This is a genomic window from Pseudomonas sp. GW821-FHT05H12, assembly GCF_059419385.1.
Genome location: NZ_JBWKRS010000029.1, coordinates 66,743 through 90,123, shown reverse-complemented (window position 1 = coordinate 90,123; position 23,381 = coordinate 66,743). Strand labels below are relative to the sequence as shown.

25 protein-coding genes are annotated in these 23,381 nt (G+C 62.9%); 12 read left to right on the top strand and 13 right to left on the bottom strand.

The window, feature by feature from the left end; genetic code table 11:
* Positions 1-75: 75 nt before the first annotated feature.
* Entirely contained in the window at positions 76-681 is a 606-nt protein-coding gene (locus tag AC07SU_RS22915) for a pyridoxamine 5'-phosphate oxidase family protein (RefSeq protein ID WP_494998306.1), read from the bottom strand.
* A 20-nt stretch (positions 682-701) separates the two neighbouring features.
* Positions 702-1,190 (bottom strand): GNAT family N-acetyltransferase, encoded by a 489-nt coding sequence (locus tag AC07SU_RS22910; RefSeq protein WP_494998305.1) that lies wholly within the window; start codon positions 1,188-1,190, stop codon positions 702-704.
* Between the two features lie 147 nt (positions 1,191-1,337).
* Here AC07SU_RS22910 and AC07SU_RS22905 point away from each other — a divergent pair, with 147 nt between their 5' ends.
* Genes AC07SU_RS22905 through AC07SU_RS22890 form a run of 4 tightly spaced genes read left to right on the top strand, consistent with a single transcriptional unit; the run spans position 1,338 to position 3,875 of the window.
* A complete protein-coding gene (locus AC07SU_RS22905) occupies positions 1,338-1,757 on the top strand; it encodes a YybH family protein (RefSeq protein WP_494998304.1) in 420 nt (139 codons plus the stop codon).
* A 42-nt stretch (positions 1,758-1,799) separates the two neighbouring features.
* Positions 1,800-2,144 (top strand): YciI family protein, encoded by a 345-nt coding sequence (locus AC07SU_RS22900; RefSeq protein ID WP_176998007.1) that lies wholly within the window; start codon positions 1,800-1,802, stop codon positions 2,142-2,144.
* Between the two features lie 34 nt (positions 2,145-2,178).
* Positions 2,179-2,655: an SRPBCC family protein gene (locus AC07SU_RS22895; RefSeq protein ID WP_176998006.1), complete on the top strand. Its 477-nt coding sequence runs from the start codon at positions 2,179-2,181 to the stop codon at positions 2,653-2,655.
* The gene (locus tag AC07SU_RS22890; protein ID WP_494998303.1) at positions 2,652-3,875 is read left to right on the top strand and encodes an RNA polymerase sigma factor; all 1,224 of its coding nucleotides are present in this window, start codon (positions 2,652-2,654) and stop codon (positions 3,873-3,875) included. The genes AC07SU_RS22895 and AC07SU_RS22890 overlap by 4 nt, the downstream gene beginning before the upstream one ends.
* A gap of 113 nt (positions 3,876-3,988) precedes the next feature.
* On the opposite strand, the gene AC07SU_RS22885 is transcribed toward AC07SU_RS22890, so the two are convergent.
* Positions 3,989-4,714 carry an SDR family oxidoreductase gene (locus tag AC07SU_RS22885; RefSeq protein WP_176998004.1) on the bottom strand — a complete coding sequence of 242 codons (726 nt, stop codon included), beginning with the start codon at positions 4,712-4,714 and terminating at the stop codon, positions 3,989-3,991.
* 111 nt (positions 4,715-4,825) lie between these two features.
* Here AC07SU_RS22885 and AC07SU_RS22880 point away from each other — a divergent pair, with 111 nt between their 5' ends.
* Positions 4,826-5,668 carry a LysR family transcriptional regulator gene (locus AC07SU_RS22880; RefSeq protein WP_494998302.1) on the top strand — a complete coding sequence of 281 codons (843 nt, stop codon included), beginning with the start codon at positions 4,826-4,828 and terminating at the stop codon, positions 5,666-5,668.
* Between the two features lie 152 nt (positions 5,669-5,820).
* Here the strand turns inward: AC07SU_RS22880 and AC07SU_RS22875 are convergent, their stop codons facing one another.
* Positions 5,821-6,675, bottom strand: a complete 855-nt coding sequence (locus AC07SU_RS22875) for a LysR family transcriptional regulator (RefSeq protein ID WP_176998002.1) — start codon at positions 6,673-6,675, stop codon at positions 5,821-5,823.
* An 88-nt stretch (positions 6,676-6,763) separates the two neighbouring features.
* Between AC07SU_RS22875 and AC07SU_RS22870 the strand changes: the two genes are divergently transcribed.
* Positions 6,764-7,201 carry a multidrug/biocide efflux PACE transporter gene (locus AC07SU_RS22870; RefSeq protein WP_178925379.1) on the top strand — a complete coding sequence of 146 codons (438 nt, stop codon included), beginning with the start codon at positions 6,764-6,766 and terminating at the stop codon, positions 7,199-7,201.
* A gap of 186 nt (positions 7,202-7,387) precedes the next feature.
* Here the strand turns inward: AC07SU_RS22870 and AC07SU_RS22865 are convergent, their stop codons facing one another.
* Both AC07SU_RS22865 and AC07SU_RS22860 read right to left on the bottom strand, forming a co-directional pair.
* Entirely contained in the window at positions 7,388-8,293 is a 906-nt protein-coding gene (locus AC07SU_RS22865) for a LysR family transcriptional regulator (protein WP_176998000.1), read from the bottom strand.
* A 50-nt stretch (positions 8,294-8,343) separates the two neighbouring features.
* Entirely contained in the window at positions 8,344-9,102 is a 759-nt protein-coding gene (locus AC07SU_RS22860) for an SDR family NAD(P)-dependent oxidoreductase (RefSeq protein WP_176997999.1), read from the bottom strand.
* Positions 9,103-9,205: 103 nt separating this feature from the next.
* On the opposite strand from AC07SU_RS22860, the gene AC07SU_RS22855 reads away from it, so the two are divergent.
* Positions 9,206-10,102 carry a LysR family transcriptional regulator gene (locus AC07SU_RS22855; RefSeq protein ID WP_494998301.1) on the top strand — a complete coding sequence of 299 codons (897 nt, stop codon included), beginning with the start codon at positions 9,206-9,208 and terminating at the stop codon, positions 10,100-10,102.
* On the opposite strand, the gene AC07SU_RS22850 is transcribed toward AC07SU_RS22855, so the two are convergent.
* Entirely contained in the window at positions 10,099-11,016 is a 918-nt protein-coding gene (locus AC07SU_RS22850) for a LysR family transcriptional regulator (protein WP_494998300.1), read from the bottom strand. The genes AC07SU_RS22855 and AC07SU_RS22850 overlap by 4 nt on opposite strands.
* 213 nt (positions 11,017-11,229) lie before the next feature.
* Between AC07SU_RS22850 and AC07SU_RS22845 the strand changes: the two genes are divergently transcribed.
* The 3 genes from AC07SU_RS22845 to AC07SU_RS22835 are packed head-to-tail and all read left to right on the top strand — an operon-like array spanning position 11,230 to position 13,894.
* Complete coding sequence (locus AC07SU_RS22845) at positions 11,230-11,988, top strand: 5-oxoprolinase subunit PxpA (RefSeq protein ID WP_494998299.1); 759 nt, start codon at positions 11,230-11,232, stop codon at positions 11,986-11,988.
* A gap of 59 nt (positions 11,989-12,047) precedes the next feature.
* Entirely contained in the window at positions 12,048-12,926 is an 879-nt protein-coding gene (locus AC07SU_RS22840) for a 5-oxoprolinase subunit B family protein (RefSeq protein ID WP_494998298.1), read from the top strand.
* On the top strand, positions 12,923-13,894 hold the full coding sequence (locus AC07SU_RS22835; protein WP_494998297.1) for a 5-oxoprolinase subunit C family protein: 972 nt from the start codon (positions 12,923-12,925) through the stop codon (positions 13,892-13,894). The genes AC07SU_RS22840 and AC07SU_RS22835 overlap by 4 nt, the downstream gene beginning before the upstream one ends.
* Before the next feature lie 97 nt (positions 13,895-13,991).
* Here the strand turns inward: AC07SU_RS22835 and AC07SU_RS22830 are convergent, their stop codons facing one another.
* Positions 13,992-15,608, bottom strand: coding sequence for an inorganic phosphate transporter (locus AC07SU_RS22830; RefSeq protein ID WP_176997993.1), 1,617 nt, complete (start codon positions 15,606-15,608; stop codon positions 13,992-13,994).
* A 225-nt stretch (positions 15,609-15,833) separates the two neighbouring features.
* The gene (locus AC07SU_RS22825; RefSeq protein ID WP_176997992.1) at positions 15,834-16,856 is read right to left on the bottom strand and encodes a transporter; all 1,023 of its coding nucleotides are present in this window, start codon (positions 16,854-16,856) and stop codon (positions 15,834-15,836) included.
* A 264-nt stretch (positions 16,857-17,120) separates the two neighbouring features.
* On the opposite strand from AC07SU_RS22825, the gene AC07SU_RS22820 reads away from it, so the two are divergent.
* Positions 17,121-18,749, top strand: a complete 1,629-nt coding sequence (locus AC07SU_RS22820) for a methyl-accepting chemotaxis protein (protein WP_494998296.1) — start codon at positions 17,121-17,123, stop codon at positions 18,747-18,749.
* On the opposite strand, the gene AC07SU_RS22815 is transcribed toward AC07SU_RS22820, so the two are convergent.
* Together AC07SU_RS22815 and AC07SU_RS22810 are read right to left on the bottom strand one after the other, a co-directional pair.
* Positions 18,750-19,922 carry a GAF domain-containing sensor histidine kinase gene (locus tag AC07SU_RS22815; RefSeq protein ID WP_494998295.1) on the bottom strand — a complete coding sequence of 391 codons (1,173 nt, stop codon included), beginning with the start codon at positions 19,920-19,922 and terminating at the stop codon, positions 18,750-18,752.
* Between the two features lie 196 nt (positions 19,923-20,118).
* Positions 20,119-20,424, bottom strand: a complete 306-nt coding sequence (locus tag AC07SU_RS22810; protein ID WP_176997989.1) for a PepSY domain-containing protein — start codon at positions 20,422-20,424, stop codon at positions 20,119-20,121.
* 154 nt (positions 20,425-20,578) lie between these two features.
* Here AC07SU_RS22810 and AC07SU_RS22805 point away from each other — a divergent pair, with 154 nt between their 5' ends.
* Complete coding sequence (locus AC07SU_RS22805) at positions 20,579-21,442, top strand: sterol desaturase family protein (protein ID WP_494998294.1); 864 nt, start codon at positions 20,579-20,581, stop codon at positions 21,440-21,442.
* Here AC07SU_RS22805 and AC07SU_RS22800 read toward each other — a convergent pair.
* Complete coding sequence (locus tag AC07SU_RS22800; RefSeq protein WP_494998293.1) at positions 21,434-22,111, bottom strand: helix-turn-helix domain-containing protein; 678 nt, start codon at positions 22,109-22,111, stop codon at positions 21,434-21,436. The genes AC07SU_RS22805 and AC07SU_RS22800 overlap by 9 nt on opposite strands.
* Complete coding sequence (locus tag AC07SU_RS22795) at positions 22,112-23,239, bottom strand: glycerophosphodiester phosphodiesterase (RefSeq protein WP_176997986.1); 1,128 nt, start codon at positions 23,237-23,239, stop codon at positions 22,112-22,114. It abuts the gene before it with no gap.
* Positions 23,240-23,381 lie beyond the last annotated feature (142 nt).

The window sequence follows — 23,381 nt, the reverse complement described above, 5'->3', positions numbered from 1 at the left end:
CCCCCCCCCCCCCCCGCCCCCCCCCCCCCCCCCCCCCCCCCCCCCCCCCCCCCCCGGGCTCCTACAGAGGGTGGGTCAATACAGGGTGGCCTTGACCCGCTCCGGCATCTCGCGGTCATACGCCTCGGCGTCAAACTGCCCGTCATTGAGCCGCTTGTGAAAGGCGCCGGCCGACGGCAGCGCCGAGCGGTCCAGGTGTTTTTCAGGGTTCCAGCAATCGGAACGCACAAACGCCTTTGAGCAGTGGAAATACGCACTTTCCACCTGCACCAGAATCACCGACTTCGCCGGTTTGCCATTCACCGCAAAACTCTCCAGCAACCCTGGCTCGATGGAAATCTGCGCACGGCCATTCACGCGCAACGTTTCGCCAATTCCCGGAATGATGAACAGCAAGGCAATGCGCGGGTCCTGCACCAGGTTGCGCAAGGTATCCAGGCGGTTGTTGCCGGGCCGATCAGGAATCGCCAGCGTGCGCTCATCCACAATCCGCACAAACCCCGGAACATCACCACGGGGCGAACCGTCCACACCGTCCGGCCCGGACGAACTCACCACCACCAGCGGCGAGGCGCGCACCATGGCCTGGTAATCCTCGTTGAGAAACGGGATCTCCTTGCGCACCGCCCGCTCGTGGGGGAGGCCGTAGAGGGTTTCGAGTTGTTCGAGGGTTGTCAGCATTTGCGCCACCTCCTTATCGTTCAAAAGACTAATGCCAGCCTGCGTTCATAGCCAATCCGCCCCTTATACGCCTCGCCACTGTCCACCCACCCGGCGCTCAGGTACAAACCCATCGCCGCCGCATTGTCGGCGTCCACCGACAGCTCGATGGCCTTGACCTGCGGCCACGCAGCCAGCGCGGCGTCGGGCAGTGCCTGCAGACACGCCTTGCCGAACCCGCGGCCTTGTTGCCCGCGGTCCACTTGCAACGCATGCAGCGTGGCGCTGTGTTCATCGGCCCAATGGGGCAGGCACGGGGGGCGTTTGAGCAGCAGGAAGGCGACGGGCAACTCGTCGGCGAGCAGGGCAAAGCCTTTGATGGCGCCGGGGTTTGGGTTGACCAGCAGGCTGTTCAGCGCGCAGTAGATGTCCCCGGAGTACGCCAGTTGCTCGGGGTGCACTTGCAGGGCGTCGAGCTGCTGTTTTTGCACAAGGCTCAGCGTCTCATAGGGGACGAGGCGGGTTTCCATCGGGGGCGCATCCGAAATCCTACAAAGAGGGTTGGATTCTAGCGGGTTTGCCTGGGGCGAAATTATTTTTCAGCGGGCTGTCGATTGCAGCGAGGGCCGTTCGACTAAGGGTGTCTTCCGTGATTTTCCACCCGAAGGAGTATCGCCATGAGCACTGCCATCAACACCCTGATCGATCAATGGAAGCAAGCCGTGCTTGCCCAAGATATCGACAAAATTGTCAGCTATTACGCCGACGATATCGTCTCGTTCGACGCCGTCACCGCACTGCAATTCAAGGGCAAGGCCGCCTACCGTGCGCATTGGGAGGAATGCATGAAGCATTGCCCCGGCCCGGGTATTTTCGAGTTTCATGAGTTGCGTATCGTCGAGGCACAGGACAGCGCCTTTGCCCACTGGCTGGCCCATTGCGGTGGTGCCGGGCCGGACGGCGTGGTGAAGGCCTGCTGGATGCGGGTGACGGCCGGTTATCAGCGCATCAACGGCCAATGGCGCGTGGTGCATGAGCACTGGTCGGCGCCCTTCGACATGCTGAGCGGTACCGCGCTGTTCGAGCTGGAACCCTGATCGCCGGGGACTATAGTGGATAAGCCGAAAAGGGAGGCACCCATGAAATACCTCTGCCTGATCTACAGCAACGAACAGGTGCTGCACACCTCGCCCGACAGCCCCGCAGACCCGGAGTGTCTTGCCTACGCCCAGGCCATCCAGGCCAGCGGGCGGATGCTCGCCGCCGAGCCGCTGGAGTCGGTCACCACCGCCACCACCGTGCGCATGCGCAATGGCAAGTTGTCGATTACTGACGGGCCGTTCGCCGAAACCAAGGAGCAACTCGCCGGGTTCTACCTGATCGAGGCCAAGGATTTGAACGAAGCGATCCAGGTGGCCGGCGGCATTCCGGCTGCGCGGGTCGGCAGTGTGGAAGTGCGCCCTGTGCGCCAGTTGAATCTCTGAACACAACAACCACAAGACTCAGGAGGTTTGCCCCATGACCACTCAACCCGCCGAATTTGAACTGTCCATCAGCCGCGTGATCGACGCCCCACGCAGCCGCGTGTTCCGCGCCTGGACCGAGCCCGCCTTGTTGCAACAATGGTGGGGGCCCCACGGTATGACCACCCCCGAGTGCGAAATGAACCTGTGGGTCGGTGGCCTGTTTCGCACCTTGATGCGCGCACCGGACGGCGCGGAATACCCCACCCAGGGCGTGTTCCTCGAGATCGAAGCGCCCAGCCGCCTGGTGTTCACCGACGCCTATGCGCCGGGCTGGATCCCTTCGGGCAAGCCGTTCATGACGGCCGAAGTCACCTTTGAAGAGGTCGATGGCAAGACCCTCTACACCGCCCGCGCCATGCACTGGAGCGAGGCCGACAAGCAGGCCCATGAAGCCATGGGCTTTCACGACGGCTGGGGCCAGAGCCTGGACCGCCTGGTGACGCTGGTGACCCAGGGCATGCCCGATTGACCGCGCAGGTCGAGGCCATTTACCGCAGCGAATCACGCCGCGTACTCGCGACGCTGATTCGCTTGTTGGGTGATTTCGACCTGGCCGAGGAGGCCTTGCACGAGGCGTTTTTTGTCGCCTTGCAACGCTGGCCCGAGGACGGCGTGCCGGACAACCCGCGCGCCTGGCTGGTGTCCACCGGCCGCTTCAAGGCCATCGACCGCCTGCGCCGTCAGGCGCGATTTACCCCCTTGTTGCAGGAGCAGGCCGACGCACTGGAAGCGGCTGACTGGAGTGCCGAGGACGTGGAAGACGACCGCCTGCGTTTGATCTTCACCTGCTGTCACCCGGCACTGGCGGCCGACGCCCAAGCGGCGCTGACCCTGCGTGAGATCTGCGACCTCACCACCGAGGAAATCGCCCGCGCGTTCCTGGCCACCCCCACCACCATCGCCCAGCGCATCGTGCGCGCCAAGGGCAAGATCCGTGAAGCTCGCATTCCCTATCAAGTGCCGTCCCTGGCCGAATTGCCTGAGCGGCTGGACAGCGTATTACGGGTGATTTACCTGGTGTTCAACGAAGGCTATTCGGCGTCCATGGGCGCTGATCTCACCCGTGAAGACCTGACCCGCGAAGCCATTCGGCTCGGTCGTTTACTCATGGAGTTACTGCCCGAACCGGAAGTCATGGGCTTGCTGGCGCTGATGCTGCTGCACGAATCCCGCCGAGCGGCGCGCACGTCGGCAAGCGGTGAGTTGGTGTTGTTGCATGAACAGGACCGAGGGTTGTGGGATACCGCCCTGATCGCTGAAGGCTGCGCCTTGGTGGAGCAGGCGTTAAATACCCGGCGTTTCGGCCCGTATTGCCTGCAGGCAGCGATTGCGGCGGTGCATGCCGAAGCGCCTTGTGCCGATGAAACCGACTGGTTGCAGATCGTCGGGCTCTACGACGTGTTGCTGCGGGAAGTGCCCTCGCCGGTGATCGAACTGAACCGCGCCGTGGCGGTGGCGATGGGGCAGGGGCCGCTGGCGGGTCTGGCGTTGGTGGAGGGGATTTTGCAGCGTGGTGAGTTGCTGGATTACCACTTGGCGCATTCGGCGCGGGGGGAATTCTGTCGGCAACTGGGGCGTGTTGAAGAGGCGCGCACGGCGTACGAAAAAGCCCTGTCCTTGACCCAGCAAGCTCCAGAGAAACGCTTCCTCCAGCAACGCCTGGCCGAACTCAACGCAAAACAACTGTAGGAGCTGGCTTGCCAGCGATAGCGGTGTATCAGCCAACAGAGGTATTGGCTGACCCACCGCTATCGCCGGCAAGCCGGCTCCTACAGTGATCGGTGTTGTTTGCGCTTATTGGGTTACGGCTGCTGACGCGTGGCCGCCAACACGATCTCGCGAATGCACACATGCTGCGGTTGCCCGTAGGCGTAGGCAATCGCCGAGGCCACGTCATCCGCGCTGAGCACGGTGCCGCCCATGTCTTGTTTCCAGGCTTGGTAACCGCTCTTGATCGCCTCGTCGGTGGTGTGGCTGAGCAGTTCGGTTTCCACCGCGCCCGGGGCGATGGTGATCACGCGCACATTGCTCGGCGACAATTCTTCGCGCAGGTTCTCCGAAATCCCGTGTACTGCGAACTTGGTGCCTACGTAAGCCACGTGGTTCGGGAAGGTTTTGCGCCCAGCCACCGAGCTGACGTTGATGATGGTGCCACCCTTGCGTGCCACCATGCTGCCGGCCACCGCGTGAATGCCATTGAGCAGGCCTTTCACGTTGACGTCGAGCATCTGCTCCCATTGCGCCGGGTCTTGTTCGCTGACTGCGCCCAGCAGCATCACACCGGCATTGTTGATCAACGCGTCGGCCGGGCCGAATTGCGCTTCGGCTTCCTTCACGGCAGCGACCAAGGCTGCGCGGTCGGTGATATCCACGCCACGCGCCAGGGTGTTGGGCAGGGCCAGGTCGTTAAGGCGGTCGATGCGCCGCGCCAACAGCAGCAGCGGGTGACCGGCGGCCGACAGCAGGCGGGCAGTGGCTTCGCCGATACCGGAACTGGCACCGGTGATGATGATCAGTGGCTTGCTCATGATTGCACTCCTGGAATAAGAAAAATCGATAACTGAACCGTGGGCGCAGTATATTTAGCGCCAGTCAGGCTGAAAAATGCCTTATTTCTCTGTCTATCATCGGATAAAGCTATGGATGTGCGTCACCTCAAAGCCTTTCTCGCGGTGTTCGAAGAACGCAATATCACGGCGGCTGCCCAGCGTTTGTTCATCAGCCAACCGACGCTGTCGGTGACCATCAAGCAGTTGGAAGACGAGCTGGGCGTGGCGTTGTTCGTGCGCCAGCCACGGGGCGTGGAGGTCAGCGCCGAAGCGCGGGTGCTGTACCCGCAGGCACGGCGCATGGTGGCCGAAGCCGATGCCTTGAGCCGCTTGTTTCGCGGGCGCGAAAACCGCATCGCCCTGGAATTGGGCGTGGAAGGCGACATTGCCGACAGCCAGATCGAAACCTTTCTGCGCATGGCGCACCAGGGGCTGCCGGGGTTGTTGCTGACCTTGCAGGAAGGCTGTGAGGGAGAAGGGCGCCTGGCCGTGGAAGAAATGTGCTGCGAGGACGAATTGTTCCTGCCGATCTGGGAAGAGTCCTACGTGATGGCGTTGCCAGCGGCTCACCCCATGGCGCAGGTGGGCAAAGAACAGGCATGGGCGCCGATTGAGGACTGGATCACCTGCCCGCAACATGACTCCCATCAACGTTTGATGGCGCTGTACGGTCGCTCGCCGCAAGCGGTGGCGGGGCATGCCGGCTCGTTGACCCAGGCGTTGCACATGGTGGCGGCAGGTGTGGGCGTGGCGATGCTGCCGCAGTCGATGGCGGCCGAGCGCGCCGGGGTGGTGATTCGCCAATGGCACCTGCCGGCCCCGACACGCCGCGTGGGCCTGTGCTTCGCCGCACAGGCGCTGGAATTGCCTGCCTTGCGCGCCCTGCACGAATACTTCCAGAACAACCGTCCGCCCCAGCTTTCAGCAGCCTGACCTCATTCTAAAGGCCAACACAGGTCAAATGTGGGAGCTGGCTTGCCTGCGAAAGCGGCGTGTCAGCTAGCATTTGATTCGACTGACACACCGCTTTCGCGGGCAAGCCCGCTCCCACAGGTTGATCTTCATTGTTTATTGGCGAGTGTTTGTTATTCCAGCATCTTGCCGAGCAACCACCCACCCGCCGGCCCAGGCGGATGATGCCGTGACCACAGCGCATCCACCGCCACCGAGCGCGGCCAGCTGCGCGCCTTGAGCTCCACCAACTGGCCGCCATCAAAACGCTCCACCAGCCAGCGCGGCAAGGGCGCCCAACCAAACCCCAACTGGGCCATTTCCATCAGCATCAAGTAACTGGGCGCCGACCACACCCGGCCACTGGGGCGGGTTTCGGTCGGGTTGATGATGCTGGCCAGGCGCAATTCGCGGTGTTGTTGCAGGGTGTCGGCGGAAATATTGTCCAGGCTCGCCAGCGGGTGTCTGGGGGCCACGTACAGCGCGATTTCTGTACGTTCCTCGACCGGCGCGCCGGTAAGGTCGGGCGGGTAGACGTCCTGTTTTTCAATAAACGCAACCTGCGCCCGGCCGCTTTGCACCAGGGCAATCAGGTCTTCGCACTCGGCGATCAGGCATTCGAGCTCAAGGTCCGGGTAGCGCTGTTCAAAGGCTTTGAGGGCAATTTCGAAACGGTCCGATTGGTAGGTGTCGGACATCGCAATCGTCAGCTTCGGCTCCAACCCCTGGGACAACTGGCTGGCAGCCAGTTCCAGGCGGCTGCTGGCTTCCAGCACCTGCTCGGCACGCAGCAACAGCACATGGCCGGCCGGGGTCAGCGTCGGCTTGCGGCTGCTGCGGTCGAACAGCTCCACATCCAGGTCAATCTCCAGGCTCGCCACCGCCGCGCTGACGGTGGACTGGCTCTTGCCCAGCTTGCGCGCCGCCGCCGAGAACGAGCCTTGGGTGGCCGCCTGTACAAACGCCTGCAGCACTTCGTTGGAGGCCATGACTATCGCCTTGATCGATGGTTATTAGTTATGAAGTATCGAGCAGGGGAGTAATGATGGCAACCGTCGCCACTCACGGAGCCGGGTCATGAACCCCACCAAATCGATGACTGAACGCGTTTGCCAAGCCCTGGGTTTTGAAGGGCTGGCCCTGCTGATCTGCACACCACTGCTGGTCTGGATCACCGGCCGGCCCGCCCTGGAAATGGGCGCGGTGACCCTGGGTATCAGCGTGCTGGCGCTGACCTGGAACATTATTTTCAACAGCCTGTTCGACCGCCTCAAGGTGCGCCTGCAACTGCCCACCAACAGCTGGACCCGCGTACTGCACGCGCTGATGTTTGAAGGCGGGCTGATCCTGGTGTGTGTGCCATTGATTGCGATGTGGCTGGGCATCAGCCTGTTGGAAGCCTTTATCCTCGACATCGGCGTGCTGCTGTTCTTCCTGCCGTACACCTACGTGTACCACCTGGGGTACGACATGATTCGGGAAAAAATCCTGCAACGTCGCACACTGGCGTTGTAACCCCGAACACCGCCGCTGTAACCGCCGGGTACGGCCACTGTAACCACCGGACACGACCCCTGTAGGAGCCTGGCTTGCCGGCGATGGGGCCCTTCAGATCGCCATCGCCGGCAAGCCGGGCTCCTACAAGGGGGGCGTACTTGAGATCGCCATCGCCGCGGTGCGACGATTCGACAAGCCGGGCTCCTACAGGGGGGTGAGTGTGGCCACGAAATCGAGGAAGGCCCGCACCTTGGCGGCGGGCAAATGCCGTGACGGGTAGTAGGCATACAACGGGAAACGTTCGTCGGGCCAGTCCGGAAACAACTCCACCAAACCACCGGCCTTGAGCGCCGGGGCCAGGCCCAGGTCGAGCATTTGCGCCACCGCGTGCCCGTGTTCGCACACGCTGTACAGGGTGCTGGCGTCGTTGACCACCAGGCGCCCGCTGGTGCGCACGGTCAGGCGCTCGCCGGGGCGATGGAATTCCCAGGCGAACGGCCGGCCGGTTTGCGAGTCGCGAAAGTCCAGGCACATGTGCCCGGTTTCCAGTGCCTGCGGGTGAGCGGGGCGGCCGTAGGTTTCAAGGTAGGCAGGGGAGGCGACGGTGAGCACGCGCACTTCCATCAGCTTGCGCGCGATCAGCGAGGAGGATTGCGGGATGCCAAAGCGAATCGCCAGGTCAAAGCCGTCGGCCACCAGATCGCCGAGTTGGTCGCGGGTGTGCAGGTCCAGTTGCAGTTGCGGGTAACGGCGCATGAAATCCCCCAGCACCGGGCCCAACACCAGCCGTGAAAAGTACGGGTCGATGTTCACCCGCAGGCGCCCGCGCACGGTGAGTGCACTGTCGGCGGCGGCGCTGGCGGCCTCTTCGAGGCCGGCCAACAACGGGGCGATTTCCTGGTAGAAGCGCCGGCCCTCATCGGTCAGTTGCACCGAGCGGGTGGTACGGTCGAACAGGCGAATCCCCAGGCGTTTTTCCAGCCGGGAAATCGCCCGGCTGACCCCCGACGGTGTCATCTCCAGGCTGTCGGCGGCACGCGCAAAACTGCCCATGTCCACCACGGCCGCCAACACGCCCATGCCGCCGGCCAAGCCTGGATCAAAACTCATCGGTGATTGCCTGTCAGTGATCTGAAGGCATTGATGCTAGCGCAGAACGCTTACAGAAACATGCCGCCCGAGGCTTCGATGCGTTGCCCGGTGATCCAGTTGCTGCCATCGGCCAGCAGGGTCGAGATCGCCCCGCCGATATCGTCGGGCAAGCCGGCGCGGCCCAGCGCGGTGTTGTTGGCCACCATGGCATTGACCTGCGGGTTGTCGCGCACTGCGCCGCCACTGAAGTCGGTGGCGATGGCGCCCGGTGCCAGGGTGTTGACGGTGATACCCCGTGGCCCCAGCTCCTTGGCCTGATAGCGCGACAGCACTTCCACCGCGCCTTTCATCGAGGCATACGCCGAGTACCCCGGCAAGCTGAACCGCGCCAGGCCGCTGGAAATGTTGATGATGCGCCCGCCATCGCTGATCAGCGGCAGCAGTTTTTGCGTGAGGAAAAACGGCGCCTTGAAGTGGATGGCCACCAGCTTGTCGAACTGCTCTTCAGTGGTCTCGGCGAAGCTGGCGTGAGCGCCGATGCCGGCGTTGTTGATCAGAAAGTTGAAGTGATCCTGTGCGAAAACGTCCTTGAGCACACGGCCGACTTCACCCACGAAGTGATCGAAGGTGCCGCTTTGGCTCACGTCCAGTTGCAGCATGGCGGCGCGGCCGCCCAGGGCTTGAACCTGTTCGACCACCGCTTGGGCCTCGGCCGCAGCGCTGTGGTAGGTGCCGATAATGTCGACGCCTTGGGCTGCCAAGTGCAGTGCGGCGCTTTTGCCCAGGCCACGACTGGCGCCGGTGATGAGTGCGATTTTGCGGGTCATGGTGCAGTCCTCTGAATGATCGTGGGACTGAGTGTATTTGTCCGCCTGTAACGTGATAAACAGGGCTATCCCGGAATCACTGGCCGGATGAGGCGAACAATCCATGAACAAACTTGAGTTGCTGCGCACCTTCGTGCGGGTCACCGAACTGTCGAGTTTCACCGGGGCTGGCGAAAGCCTGGGCCTGCCGCGTTCCACCGTGTCCGAGCACGTGCAGGCCCTGGAAGAACTGGTGGGCGCCCGCCTGTTGCAGCGCACCACCCGCAAGGTGCAGGCGACCCAGGACGGCCGTGTACTGTATGAGCGCAGCAAGGATTTGCTGTCGCACATGGAAGAGCTGGAAGGCTTGTTTCGCCAAGACGAAACCCAACTGGCCGGGCGCATTCGCGTGGACATGCCCAACGTGATGGCCCGCGGCATGATCCTGCCGCACTTGCCGTCGTTCATGGAGCGCCACCCGCTGATCGAGATGCAGATCAGCAGTTCGGACCGCCAGGTCGACCTGATCGCCGAAGGGTTCGATTGTGTCTTGCGCGTCGGCGCCCAGCCCGATCAAACCGTGGTGGCCCGCAAGGTATGCAGCATGCCCATGGCCAACTGCGCGAGCCCGGCCTACCTGCAACGCTACGGCACGCCCCGGACCCTCGACGACCTGGCCGACCATCAACTGGTGCACTACGTGCGGCCACTGGGCGCGCGCCCCACGGGGTTCGAATACCTGCAGGGCAACAAGGTGCAGCGGGTGGCGATGGCCGGGCGCGTCACCGTCAACAGCACTGATGCCTACCAGGCCGCTTGCCTGGGTGGGTTCGGCATCGTCCAGGTGCCGCTGCTGGGTGTCCGCAGCTTACTGGCCAGTGGCGAGTTGGTGGCGGTGCTGCATGAATACCAGGCGCCGCCGTTGGATGTGTCGTTGCTGTATGCCGGCCAGCGTCATTTGCCCTTGCGAGTGCGGGTGTTCATGGAGTGGTTGACCACCACCTTGCAGGCCCATCTTTAACGCCGTGCCGACAGTTGCTGCGGGGCCAGGAACGCATCGTGGAAGTAATCACGAAACGCCTGCATCGCCGGGGTAAATGCACTTTCGCGATGCCAGGCCAGGCCTACGCTCATGGGCGTCACCGGGTCGGTGACGGTCAGCGTTTCGATGCGCTTGCCTTCCAGGGACCAGGGGCGGTGCACCAGATCCGACAGAATCGCCACGCCGCTGCCATTGGCGACCATGCTGCGCACCGCCTCCACCGAGCTGGTGCGCAGGCGCACGTTTGGCGCCTGGCCGGCCTGTTCCCAATAGCGCATGGCGCTGTGTTCGGCCTCGTCGACGGTGAGCAGGATGTAGGGTTCCTGCGCCACATCTGCCAGGCTCACCGCATCGCGTTCGCACAGCGGGTGATGGCTGGGTAGCCACAGGCGACGCTCGGAGTTGAAGAGGATCTCGGACACGATGGCCGGGTGGGTGAGGTTGGCCGTGAGCACCACGGCCATGTCGAACTGGCCGTCGAGCAGTCCTTGTTCGATGGCCTGGCGCTCTTGTTCGAAGACCTTGATGGTCACGTCCGGGTGCCAGTGTTCCATGCGTTGCAGGTGGTGCGGCAGGAAATAACCCAGCACCGTGTAGCTGGCGGCAACCCGCAGCACGCCGCTGGCGCGGTAGTCGGGCAGTGGGCTGTTCAGGGCATCGTCCACGCTGCGCAGGATTACGTAGGCGCGGTTGAGAAAGTGCCGCCCGGCGTCGGTGAGGTTCATGCCCTGGGCCGAGCGCACGAACAGTTGCACGCCGAGCATGGCTTCCAGCTCCTTGATCGCCGTGGTCACTGCCGACTGGGAGATGTTCAGGTGAATCGCCGCCTGGGAGATCTGGCCGATCTCGGCGGTGGCCACAAAATAACGGACTTGGCGCAGAGTCAGGGACATGCCGCATTCCTCGTAGGAGCCCGGCTTGCCGGCGATGGCGTCACCTGACCTATCGCTAGGTTTGAGACCGCTATCGCCGGCAAGCCGGGCTCCTACAGTGTGGGGGTGGTAGTGATATCTGATTTTCAGAAGATGGGTCATCTGATAATAGATCTTCCCAAGGGGTCAGGCTGCGGCCTACTTTTCCAACATCACTTAGGCGGAGCGACTTCGATGCAGGCAGTGGATTTCAACTCGGACATGGGCGAAGGCTTCGGCCCCTGGACCATCGGCGACGGCGTCGACGCAGAGCTCATGGCGTATATCAGCTCGGCCAACATCGCCACCGGCTTCCACGCCGGCGACCCCGGCACCATGCGCCGCACCGTCGAGCGCGCCAAGCAACTGGGCGTGGCCATCGGCGCGCACCCGGGCTTTCGCGACCTGGTCGGCTTTGGCCGTCGCCACATCAACGCGCCGGCCCAGGAACTGGTGGACGACATGCTCTACCAACTCGGCGCCCTGCGTGAAATTGCCCGCGCCCAGGGCGTGACGCTGCAACACATCAAGCCCCACGGCGCGTTGTACATGCACCTGGCGCGTGATGAAGAAGCGGCGCGGTTGCTGGTGCAGAATCTGCAACTCATCCAGCCGACGCTGTTGCTGTACTGCATGCCCAACTCGGTGATCTGGCGCATCGCCAAGGAACTGGGGCAGCCGGTGGTGCGCGAATTTTATGCCGACCGTGAGTACGATCTGAGCGGCTCCATCGTGTTTACCCGCAATGTGCGGGCGCTGGATCCTGCGACCGTCGCAGCACGCGTCCTGCGGGCATGCCAGACCGGACTTGTGCGCACCGTAGAAGGCGAAGACCTGTTCATCGAATTCGATTCCATCTGTCTGCACAGCGACACGCCCGGCGCCCTCGAGTTGGTGGAAGCCACCCGCGAAGCGTTGGACCAGGCGGGTATCACCGTCAAGACACCCCAATAAAAAAACGATCCCCGATTTTTTTCGCCTGCCTTTCTACAATGATTCCAAGAGGAACAGACATGGCTGAAACGTCCCCCATCCGCTACAGCTTCGGCGGTGATGAACACCTGTTTGCCGAGGTCAGCGACAGCATGTCCCTGGAGGCCTTTTTCAAAGGCATGGCCGTGACCCGCGCCGTGGAGCGCCTGGCGCTGGAGGGCGTGCTGGATGTGTGCCTGGCCAACGCGTCGTTCCAGATCCGCTTCGATCCCGACCGTATCGCCCCCCATGTGTTGCTCGACGCAGTACAAACCGCCGAGGCCCAGGCCGTGGCCGAGCGCACCTTACACACGCGCATCATCGAAATCCCGGTGCTCTACAACGACCCCTGGACCCATGAAACCCTGATGCGTTTTCGCGACCGCCATCAAGACCCCAGCGGCACGGACCTGGAGTACGCGGCGCGCATCAACGGCCTGGCTGATGTGGACGCGTTCATTGCCGCCCACAGCGGTGCGCCGTGGTTTGTGTCGATGGTGGGGTTTGTGGCGGGCCTGCCGTTCATGTTCCAGATGGTCGAGCGCGAGCGGCAATTGCAGGTGCCCAAGTACCTGCGCCCGCGCACCGACACGCCCAAGCTCACCCTCGGCCATGGCGGCTGTTTTGGCTGCATCTACTCGGTGCGGGGTGCCGGTGGCTACCAGATGTTCGGCGTGACCCCGGCGCCGATCTACGACCCGGCGCAGCAGTTGGCCTACCTGAAGGAACACATGGTGTTCTTCCGCCCCGGTGACATCGTGCAGTTCAAACCCATGGACCGCGACGCCTACGATCTGGCGGTGGCCGAGGTGGACGCCGGGCGGTTCGACCTGCGCATCCGCCCGGTGGAGTTCTCCCTCGATGCGTTTCTCGCCGACCCTATCGGCTACCCGAAATCCCTGCAGGAGGCGCTGGCATGATCAAGGTCCTCAAACCCGGCCTCGCCACGTCTGTGCAGGACCTTGGCCGCGAAGGCTACTACCACCTCGGCATCCCGCCCTCCGGTGCGCTGGACCAATACGCCTTGAGCGCGGCCAACCACCTGGTGGGCAACCCCATCGGCGCGGCGGCGCTGGAATGCACGTTGATCGGCCCCGAACTTCAGTTCCAGCAAGACGCGCTGGTGGCGCTCAGCGGCGCCTTGATGGCGCCGCGCCTGGACGGTGAAGTGGTGCACCAGGACACCGCCTTCCAGGTGCGCGCCGGGCAGGTGCTGCGCTTTGAATTCCCCAAGGCAGGCGCCCGTACTTACCTGGCGGTGGCCGGTGGCATCGATGTGCCGCTGGTGTTGGGCAGTCGCTCGACCTACACCCTGGGCGCCCTCGGCGGGTTTCAGGGGCGACGTTTGCAGGAAGGCGATGAGTTACCCATCGGCCAGGCCAGTGGCAGCGGGCGTGCCGGCAACAGTTTGCCCATGGCCCTGCGCCGCTCGGTGGGCGGTGACGTGACCCTGCGGGTGGTGCCGGGGCTGTATTACGAGCGCCTGACGGAGGGCGCCAAAGGCAGCTTTTTTGCCGAGCCCTGGACCGTGGGTTCAGAGGCGGATCGTATCGGCTACCGCTTCAAGGGCGGCAGTGCGCTGAGCTTTCAGCCACGGGAGCAGCCGTTTGGCGCGGGGTCGGACCCTTCGAACATCGTCGACAGTTGCTACCCGATAGGTTCGATCCAGGTGCCGGCTGGGTTGGAGCCGATCGTGTTGCACCGCGATGCGGTGTCGGGCGGGGGCTACGCGATGATCGGTACGGTGATCAGCGCCGACCTGGACTTGATCGGGCAGATGCAGCCGAACCAGCGGGCGGGGTTTGTGGCGGTGACGCTGGAGGAGGCGTTGGAGGCGCGGCGGATCTACAAAAAGCGCCTCAAAGCCATGACCACATTATTCGCCTGACAAACACCCTTGTAGGAGCCCCGCTTGCTGGCGATGGCGTCCATGAGATCGCCATCGCCGGCAAGCCGGGCTCCTACAGAAGAGGGGAGGTGTTGGGTCAGAACAGTTTGGTGAACAGCCAGTACAGGCTGCCCGACAGCAGGATCGCCGCTGGCAACGTCAGCACCCACGCCATCACCAGGTTACGGATGGTGCGCATCTGCAAGCCGCCGCCATTGGCCACCATGGTCCCCGCCACACCGGACGACAACACATGGGTAGTCGAGACCGGTAACCCGTACATGTCCGCCGCGCCAATGGTCAGCATCGCGACCATTTCCGCCGAGGCGCCCTGGGCATACGTCAGGTGGGTCTTGCCGATTTTTTCACCCACCGTCACCACGATGCGCTTCCAACCGACCATGGTACCCAGGCCCAGGGCGATGGCCACGGCGATCTTCACCCACAGCGGGATAAAGCGCGTGGAATTGTCGATCTGGTCCTTGAACAGCTTGAGCTTGCCTTGGGTGTCGGCGTCGAAGTTGCCAACCTTGTCCTTGTCCATCAGGCGAATGGTTTCGCTGGTCAGGTACATGTCGTTACGCACGTTGCCCACCGCCTCCGCCGGCACTTTGGCCAGGGAGCCGTAGCCTTTCACTTCATCACCGATCTGGCCGGCGAGGGCGGCGAGGGCGGGGACCAGTTCCGGCGTGGCTTCCTTGGTGCGCACGTAGGTCGAGAGAATCGGGCGCGGGTCACCGGGCAATACTTGCGGTGCACTTTTCACCAGGGCCACTTGGGTCACTTCGGCCACGGCGGCAAACTGCAGCGACTGCTCGGCCGGCATGGTGCGGTTCAACGCATAGGCCATCGGCAGGGTGCCGACCAGGATCAGCATGATCAGGCCCATGCCTTTCTGGCCATCGTTGGAGCCGTGGGCGAACGACACGCCGGTGCAGGTGGCGATCAGCATGCCGCGGATCCACCACGGCGGCGGGGTGTCGCCCTTCGGTGCCTTGTACAGCGAGCGGTTCTTCACAAAGGCGCGCAGGGCCAACAACAGCAGGGCGGCAAACACAAAGCCGATCAGCGGCGACAGCAACAGCGCGTAGCCGATCTTGATCGCCTGGCCCCAATCCACGCCGCTGGTGCCGTCACGCCCGTGCATCAAGGCGTTGGCCACGCCCACACCGATGATCGAACCGATCAGGGTGTGCGACGACGACGCTGGCAAACCCAGCCACCAGGTGCCGAGGTTCCACAGAATCGCGGCGATCAGCAGGGCGAAGATCATCGCGAAACCGGCCGACGAACCCACCTGCAAGATCAGCTCGACCGGCAGCAGGGCAATGATGCCGAACGCCACGGCGCCGCTGGACAGCAGCACGCCGAGGAAGTTGAAGAAACCCGACCACACCACCGCGAAATGCGGCGGCAGCGAGTTGGTGTAGATCACGGTTGCCACGGCGTTGGCCGTGTCGTGAAAACCGTTGACGAACTCGAAGCCCAAGGCGATCAACAGCGCCACGCCCAGCAGCAGGAACGGGGTCCAGGTGGTGACCACCGTGCCCAGCTCGTGCATGTCGTGCATCAGGCTGTAGGCGGTGAACAACAGGCCCATGGCGAGCACGGCGAAGAAAATGATCACCGTCAGCAGGCCGGGTTTCTTGTCCAGCCGGGGTTTGGGGTCGGCGGGTGAGGCGGTGTTGGAGGCAGTCAGGGAAGGGGTGGCCATGCCGGAGCATCCAGTGTGGGGAGGATGTCGTTCATGATCATTGCAGAATGTTACAGAGATGCTGCGGTATGTCAGTCTTTCGGTGTTTGAGGGTGCCACTGGTCTAGATAACACCGCCCAACCGTGTAGGAGCCGGCTTGCCGGCGATGGCGGTGTATCAGTCACAGATAAGGTGACAGGCAGAATGCCATCGCCGGCAAGCCGGCTCCTACAGGGGAGGGTGGGTCAGTAGTCTTTGCGTTTGCGGAACGCCCAGCGCCCGGCAATCAAGGTGAACGTCGCCACCAACGCCACCAGGATCCAGAAGCCTTCCGGGTCGGTGGAGAGCGGCACGCCGCCCACGTTCATGCCAAAAAAGCCGGCAATGATGTTGATCGGCAGCGCCAGCACCGTCACCACGGTGAGGGTGAACAGCGTGCGGTTGCTTTGTTCGTTGAGGTTGGCGGCGATTTCTTCCTGCAACAACTTGATGCGTTCGCCCAGGGCCATCAGGTCGTTGATGATCAGCGCAAACTCCTCGGTGGACTTGCGCAACTCCTTCACGTCTTCCTTTTGCAGCCATTGCGGCGGGCGGTTGAGCAGGCGCAGCAGCGAGCCCGGCTCCAGCGCCAGCAGGCGTTGCAGGCGCACCAGCACCCGGCGTGCGGCGCCCAGTTCGGCGCGGTTGGTGGACAGCCGTGAAGACAGCAACTGGTCTTCGATATGGTCGACGCTGATGCTGGTCTTGCGCACGATCTGGGTCAGCACTTCGCCCTGGTCGCGCAGCAGGTGCACCAGCAGTTCCAGCGGCGAGCGGAAGCGTTCACCGGCCTTGACCGACGAGCGCAATTTATCCACCGAGTGCAGCGGTTGCAGGCGCGCGCTGACCAGCAAGCGGCTGCGGGCGCACACCCACAGCGTGGAAATGTCCGACGAGACCATGCTGCTGAAGTTGAACACCACGTCGTTGACCACCGCCAGCAAGGCTGCGTCAACGTGTTCGATCCGGGTGGAGCGCGAGCCTTCGTGCAAGGCTTCGAAAAACTCGTCCGGCAGCGACAGGTGGGTCTTCATCCAGCGCTCGCAGGCAGCGTGGGCCAGGTTCAGGTGCAACCAGAGGAACTCCTCCGGATCTTGCGGCGCCTTGAGGGCCGCCAGCGCCGTGGCCGAATCGATCTGCTCGCCCTTTTCACCGGGCCGAAAACGAAAACCGTAAAGCAGGCCAAACAGATCGGGATCTTGGTGGCCGTGGTCGATGCTGTGGTTCATGGAGGCTCGCAGAGAAAGCGCCTGTAGGACGTTTCACAGGTTCGCGTGGGCGAATCATTGCAAGGAGATTTGACAGTTTTGTGACGGTTTGTGATTTATTTCGTTGCGGTGACATTTTCTTGACCGTTTGTCAGGAACCGTTCAAGAAGCCTCTGGCACGGCCGATTCAGGGCACTAAGAACCGCTGTGGATGGGCGGTGCCTTTGACGACAGGGAAGTTACGGCGTGCATGCACCCTTTTCCTTGTATCGAGGCTTTTCCCCGATGAATGTTTTGCGAACCTCCTTGAGAGCACAAATCCTGTCGCTGCTCGGTGGCAGCCTGCTGGCGATGTTGTTGATCGCCCTGGCGTGTTTCAACTTCCTGTCCAACGGGGTTCAGAGTTATCGCAGTTTGATCGACGGGCCGTTGCTCACCTCACAGCTGATTGATGAAGCCAACCTGCAATTCAAGGTGCAGGTGCAGGAGTGGAAAAACGTCCTGTTGCGCGGCAAGCAGCCACAGGACATGGAGAAATACTGGGGCCAGTTCCAGGACCGCCAGCGCGATGTGCAAGGCATCCTCACCCGCCTGGTCACACAGACCCAAGACGATCCGACGCTGAGCCGACGGATCGACACCCTGCGCCAGGAGCACCAGCAACTGGGGCTGGCCTACCAGAAGGGCCGTGACGCCTATGTGGCCGCCGGTGGCGACCCGACGGCAGGTGACAATGCGGTCAAGGGCGTGGACCGCGCCGCCAGCGATCAGATGAGCGCGCTGGTCAGCGACTTGCGCGCCCAGGGCAGCCAGCAATCCGTGGCCATCAGCGCCTATGCCGAGCGCACGGTGCTGGTGGGCCTGGCGATCATGTTGCTGTCCGGCGCCGCGATTGGCCTGTTCAGCCTGTTTTTGATCAACCGCAACCTGATCCTGCCGATCCGTGGCTTGATCGACTACGTGACGCAATTGAGCCATGGCCGTTTCGCCGAGCGCGTGGCCAGCCGCCGCCAGGATGAGCTGGGCCACCTGGCCGCCGCCGCGAATACCCTGCGCGATTTCCTTGCCGAAACCTTCAGCCGTTTGCAACGCAGCGCTACTGACCTGGTCAGCGCCAGCGGCGAGCTGAATTCCATCGCCGGGCAAATGGCGACCGGCACCCACGATCAGTTCAGCCGCACCGACCAGGTGGCCACGGCCATGACCGAAATGTCGGCCACCGCCCAGGAAGTCGCGCGCCACGCCGCCAGTGCTTCGCGCGCGGCCGATGAGGCTGACCAGTCGGCCCGCGAAGGCGGCGAGGTGATGCAAGTCACCATCGCCACCATTGGCCAGATGCGCAATGAAATCCTCAACACCGGCACCATCATCCGCCGCCTGGAAACCGACAGCGTGCGCATCGGCAAAGTGCTCGAAGTGATTCGCGGGATTGCCGAGCAAACCAACCTGTTGGCGCTCAACGCAGCCATCGAGGCCGCACGGGCAGGCGAAGCCGGGCGCGGGTTTGCGGTGGTGGCCGATGAAGTGCGAAGCCTGGCGCAACGCACCGCGGCGTCGATCATCGAGATCAACCAGATCATTCACGCGGTGCAAACCGGTGCGGTGGATGCGGCCGAGGCGATTGTCAGCGGCCAGTCGTGCAGCGATGACAGCGTGGCCAAGGTCACCCAGGCGGGCGCCATGCTCACGCACATCACCCAGGCCGTGGAGGCGATTCGCGACATGAACCGCCAGATCGCCACGGCGGCGGAAGAGCAGACCTCGGTGGCCGAAGACATTTCGCGCAACATCACGCAGATCACCACCGTGGCCACGGCCAACATGGACAACGTGCAGCGCACCGAGGCGGCCAGTCATAACCTGCGCGGGTTGTCCGGCGAGCTGAATGAACTCACCGCACGGCTGGGCGCCTGATCAGGCGATTGGCAGGCTGAAGCTGAACACCGTGCCGTGCTGCTCGCTGCTGGTCACGCTCAGTTCACCACCGTGGGCATCGGCAATCTGCTTGACGATGTAGAGCCCCAGGCCCAGCCCGGCCTGGGGTGTATCGGTGAGGGGGCGCGAGTAGGGCTGGAACAACCTGGGAAAGGCCTGCTCGCTGATCTGCCCGGCGTTCTTCACCGTCAGGGTCAGGTGCTGGTGTTCAACCTGCGCGCTGACGTACACCGGGCTGTGCCGGTGGCCATGGTGGATGGCATTGGCCACCAGGTTGGAGAGCAATTGCGCCAATCGATCACGGTCGCCGTGCACACCTTGCAGGTCACCGATGTCGGCATGGATCAAGCGCTGCGGGTGCACGCTTTGCACTTCGAGCACCACCTGATGCAAGGCGTCTTGCAGGTCCTGGCACTCGCTGCGGTGTAGCGGGATGCCACTTCCCATGCGGCCACGGGCAAAATCGAGCACGTCTTCAACCAACTGCGCTGCGCGCCGGCCACTGGCGAGGATGTGCCTCACCAGTGGGTCAGTGGTGGCATTGGGGTGTTTGCGCAGCAAGCGTTCGGCACCGAAATTGATGGCGAACAGCGGGTTGCGCAGGTCATGGCCGAGCACGGCAATGAACTGCTCGCGCAATTCGGCGGTGCCGCGCTCTTCCAACAGCTCGGCTTCGGTTTGCTGCTGGTTTTCTTCGGCTTCGATTTGCAGCGAGAGCAGGCGGGCGAACGATTCCATGGTCGACTGGATCGTACTGCTGCGCAGTTGCGCGGGGTTGGGGTCGAGGGCGCAGATCGTGCCGAAGAAGCGTCCGTCGGTGCGGAACACTGGCACGGAAATGTAGCTTTCAAACACGTAGAGGCGTGGGGTGTGGTGGTTGCAATAGACCGGGTCTTCACTGGCCTTGTCGATCACGACGGACTCGTGGGAACCACGGATCTCATGGCAAATGGTGGTGGTCAGATCCAGCTCGCTGCCGACGCCGAGGCCGAATTCCAGTTGATCGAGTACGGCGCAGGCGGTCCAGTTGTCCTCGGTCACCCGGGCCACGGCGGCGAAGCGCAAGCCGGTCATGTCGCTGATGACTTTGAGCATCGCAGGTACGGCGCTGATGCGGCCAATGGTGGCGATGTCGGCGGCTTTCTGCCCCATGCAATACCTCCATGTGCAAGGCGGTGGTCTGTAGCAGGAAGTCTAGCGACCTTGTGTGCGCAAGTGTCATTTTTGTAGTGAGCGGGCTTGCCCCGCGCCGCGGTGTGTCAGGTAGATCGCGGCGCGGGGCAAGCCCGCTCATTACAGCACGCATAAAAAAACGCGCCATTCGGCGCGTATTTTTTGGACGGATAACTCAGGTGTCTTGCTTGTTTTCCAGCACTTCACCGGTCTTGGCGTCGAGCTTCACGTCCCACTTCACGTTGCTGGTGTCGCGCATTTCCACTTCGTAGACCAGGCGGCCAGCCTTGTCTTCCAGTTCGGTGTCGGTGATGGTCGCGCCAGCATGTTTGGCCAGGGCGGCGGCGTTGAGCTTCTCGAAGGGCATCACGGCGCCAGACTTGAGCAGGCTTGGAATCTGGTCCGGGCGCACGTCGGCTTGTGCCAGGCCGGCAGTCAGGGTCAGGGCGGTGGCGGCGAACAGGGCGGTCAGGGTTTTCATGGTGTGTTTCCTTCTTCGGTGAGCTGTTTAAGTGGGCTCAGGTTATCCAGCGCAACTTAATTCACCCTTAATTGATTCAAGCAGTTGCGCAGTTTGTTCAATCCACCGTTCGTGCTGGCTTTCATGCTGGGGGCTCACTTGAAGGGAGACTCGGATGAAAACGTGTGTGAGCTGGATCTATGCGCCACTGTTCCTGCTGGGGTTTATCGGCCTGGGCCTCTATTGGCCCGGCTGGCTGGTGCTGATATTCGTGGCGGCGGTGGCCGTGTCATTTCTGGCCGAGCAATGGCTGCCCTATGAACCGCAGTGGAACCGCGGCCTGGGGGACCGTCGGCGAGACACGTTGCACGCGCTGGTCAACGAAAGCCTGAACGCCCTGGGCCTGTTGATTCTGCCGGGGCTGACGGCGCTGCTGGCCTTCGACGGGATCTGGCCGCGTGGCTGGGCGCTGTGGGAGCAACTGCTGCTGGCGATTGTGTTGGCCGACGCCGGCATCACCTTGATGCATTACGCCAGTCACCGCATCGCCGCACTCTGGCGATTGCACGCGGTGCATCACAGCGTGGAACGGCTCTATGGCTTCAACGGCTTGATGAAGCATCCCTTGCACCACATGCTCGAAGCAACCGCTGGCCTGCTGCCGTTGATCCTGATGGGCATTCCGCTGGCGGTGGCGCAGTTGTTGGCCCTGGCCATCGCCCTTCAACTGTTGTTGCAGCATTCCAACGTGGACATGCGCCTGGGGCCGTTGCGCTGGGTGTTTGCCTGGGCGCCGGTGCATCGCTTCCACCACATGAAATATGGCCGGGCCGGTGATGTGAATTTCGGCCTGTTTTTCAACCTGTGGGATTGGCTGCTGGGCACGGCGTTTTATCGCGAAGGCTATCGCATGGGGCCGGGTGACCTGGGCATCGGCAGCCGACCGGATTTTCCGGTGGCGTATGGCGCGCAATTGCGTGACCCGTTTATGAAGGTGCGGATGGGCCAGGAGCCTGTGTTGCCGGAAGCGTTACGTTAAAAGGCGCACGTGCAGTTGGCGCAACGAGGCGCCAGCGGTGACGCCGAACAGCTGCTTCATGGTGCGCGAGAAGTGTGCCGAGTCGGCAAAGCCTGCACCGTGGGCGGCCTCGGTGAGGCTGCTGCCCGCCAATGCCAAGTGCAGGGCCACGCGCAAACGGCGCCACAGTACCAGGCGCCGTACTGGCAACCCTAATTGATGGGTGAACAGGCGTTCCAGCTGGCTCAGCGACAGGTGCGCGGCTTCGGCCAGCACCTGGGCGCTGACCTTGCCAGTCAGATGCTGATCGAGGGTTTGCAGGGCACGCGTCAGGCGCGGGTCGTCGAGCGGTTGCCGGGGGAGCTGGCGCAGGTGGGTGTCGAGTGTTTCCAGCGATGGCTCGGTGAGTTCCAGCAATGACTGCAGGGGCTCGATCGCAAAAGCGACGGGTTCGGCGTACAGCACCAGCACTTCATCGTCGGCCTGGAGAATGGCGTGGGATTGGCGCGAAGGAATCAGCAGGCGATGGGCCGTTATCACACGGCCATCAAGGCTGACCGTGAACGGCCGCCCAGGGCAAAACATCAATTGATGAGCGTAGTGCGCATGGGGCGCGGTGCGCCCCAGCTGGCCGAGGATCAGGCCGTAGTCATGCCCCAGCCACAGGCGGCCTGACCATTCGGGCTTCACTCAGTAGCCATTGTCCTTGAGCAGGTCCTGCACGCTCGACGACGGCCAGCGCTTGTAGAACTTCAGCAGTTCGGCGGCGCGGTTGGTGAAGATGCCGTCCACGCCGGCCTTCATGACTTTTTCGAAGTCCACCGGCTCGTCCACGGTGTACACGTGCACCAGCAGGCCCTTGTCGTGGGTCAGTTGGTTCATTTCAGGCTTCACCAGGTCGGTGTAGCTCTGGTCGCCATGGTTGGTCAGCTCGGCCGAGGGGCCGGTGCCGATCGCGCCGAGGCTCTTGGCCTCGTCTACCCATTTTTCGAACTCGGCGGCGTCCTTTGGCTCCTGCTTGGCGTAGTAGGCGGCCTTGGTTGCTTCGCCGGACTCGGCAAACGTTTGGGTGGATTTAGGCTCGATGCTGCCTGCGCCGACCCACAACAGCAGGATTTTCGGGGTGTTGGGCATTTCTTTCTGCAGCTCTTTCAAGCTGTCTTTTTCAAACGTTTGCAGCACCACGCGGCCCTTGCCCTGGCCAACGCCGGTGTTGCTCTTGCCCAACTTGGACCCGGCGGAACTCAACCAGCCCTTGTCCAGCAGCTTGTTTTTCAGGTCGGCCTCGATGCCCGGGAATTGCTTGGGCTCTTTGGTCTCGATGTACAGGCCGGGTTTGTGCTGCGGGTTGCCTTCGGCGATCTTGATGATTTCGTCCAGGCTCTGGATCTTCAGGCCGACGAACGCCGGGCGGGCGCGGTCCGGGTAGGCGGCGTTGAACCAGCTGCCAGCGTCCAGGGTGCGCAATTCGGCCCAGGTGAACTCGTTGGCGGGGGCGTCCTTGCGGTCCGGGAATTTGGTGGCCACGTCGGTGGTGCGCTGCAGGTTGTTGTCGTGCAGGGCGAACAGCACGCCGTCCTTGCTGCGCTGCAGGTCCATTTCCAGGTAGTCGGCGCCCAGGTCGCGTGCGACCTTGTAGGCCGCGGCGGTGGACTCGGGGGCGTCGTAGGAAGCGCCACGGTGGGCAATAACGGCAGGGTACGGAATGCCTTCGTTTGTCGCCAGTTCAGCCGGGCTGATAGGGGCTTCAGCCTGTGCCTGGCCGAGGCCGAGCATCAGCGCGAGCAGCAAGGCGCTCTTGGTAAACGTGACAGGCATATGCGAAGTCCTTTCGTGGAGGTAACTTTGAGAAGGCGTCCTTTTTAACAATTGATTGCGAAAGGCGCTATCACCAAACCGACATTAACGTGCGCAGGCTCCATTTTTCTTGGTTTTTTTGTGCGTCGTTGCAGTAGGATTG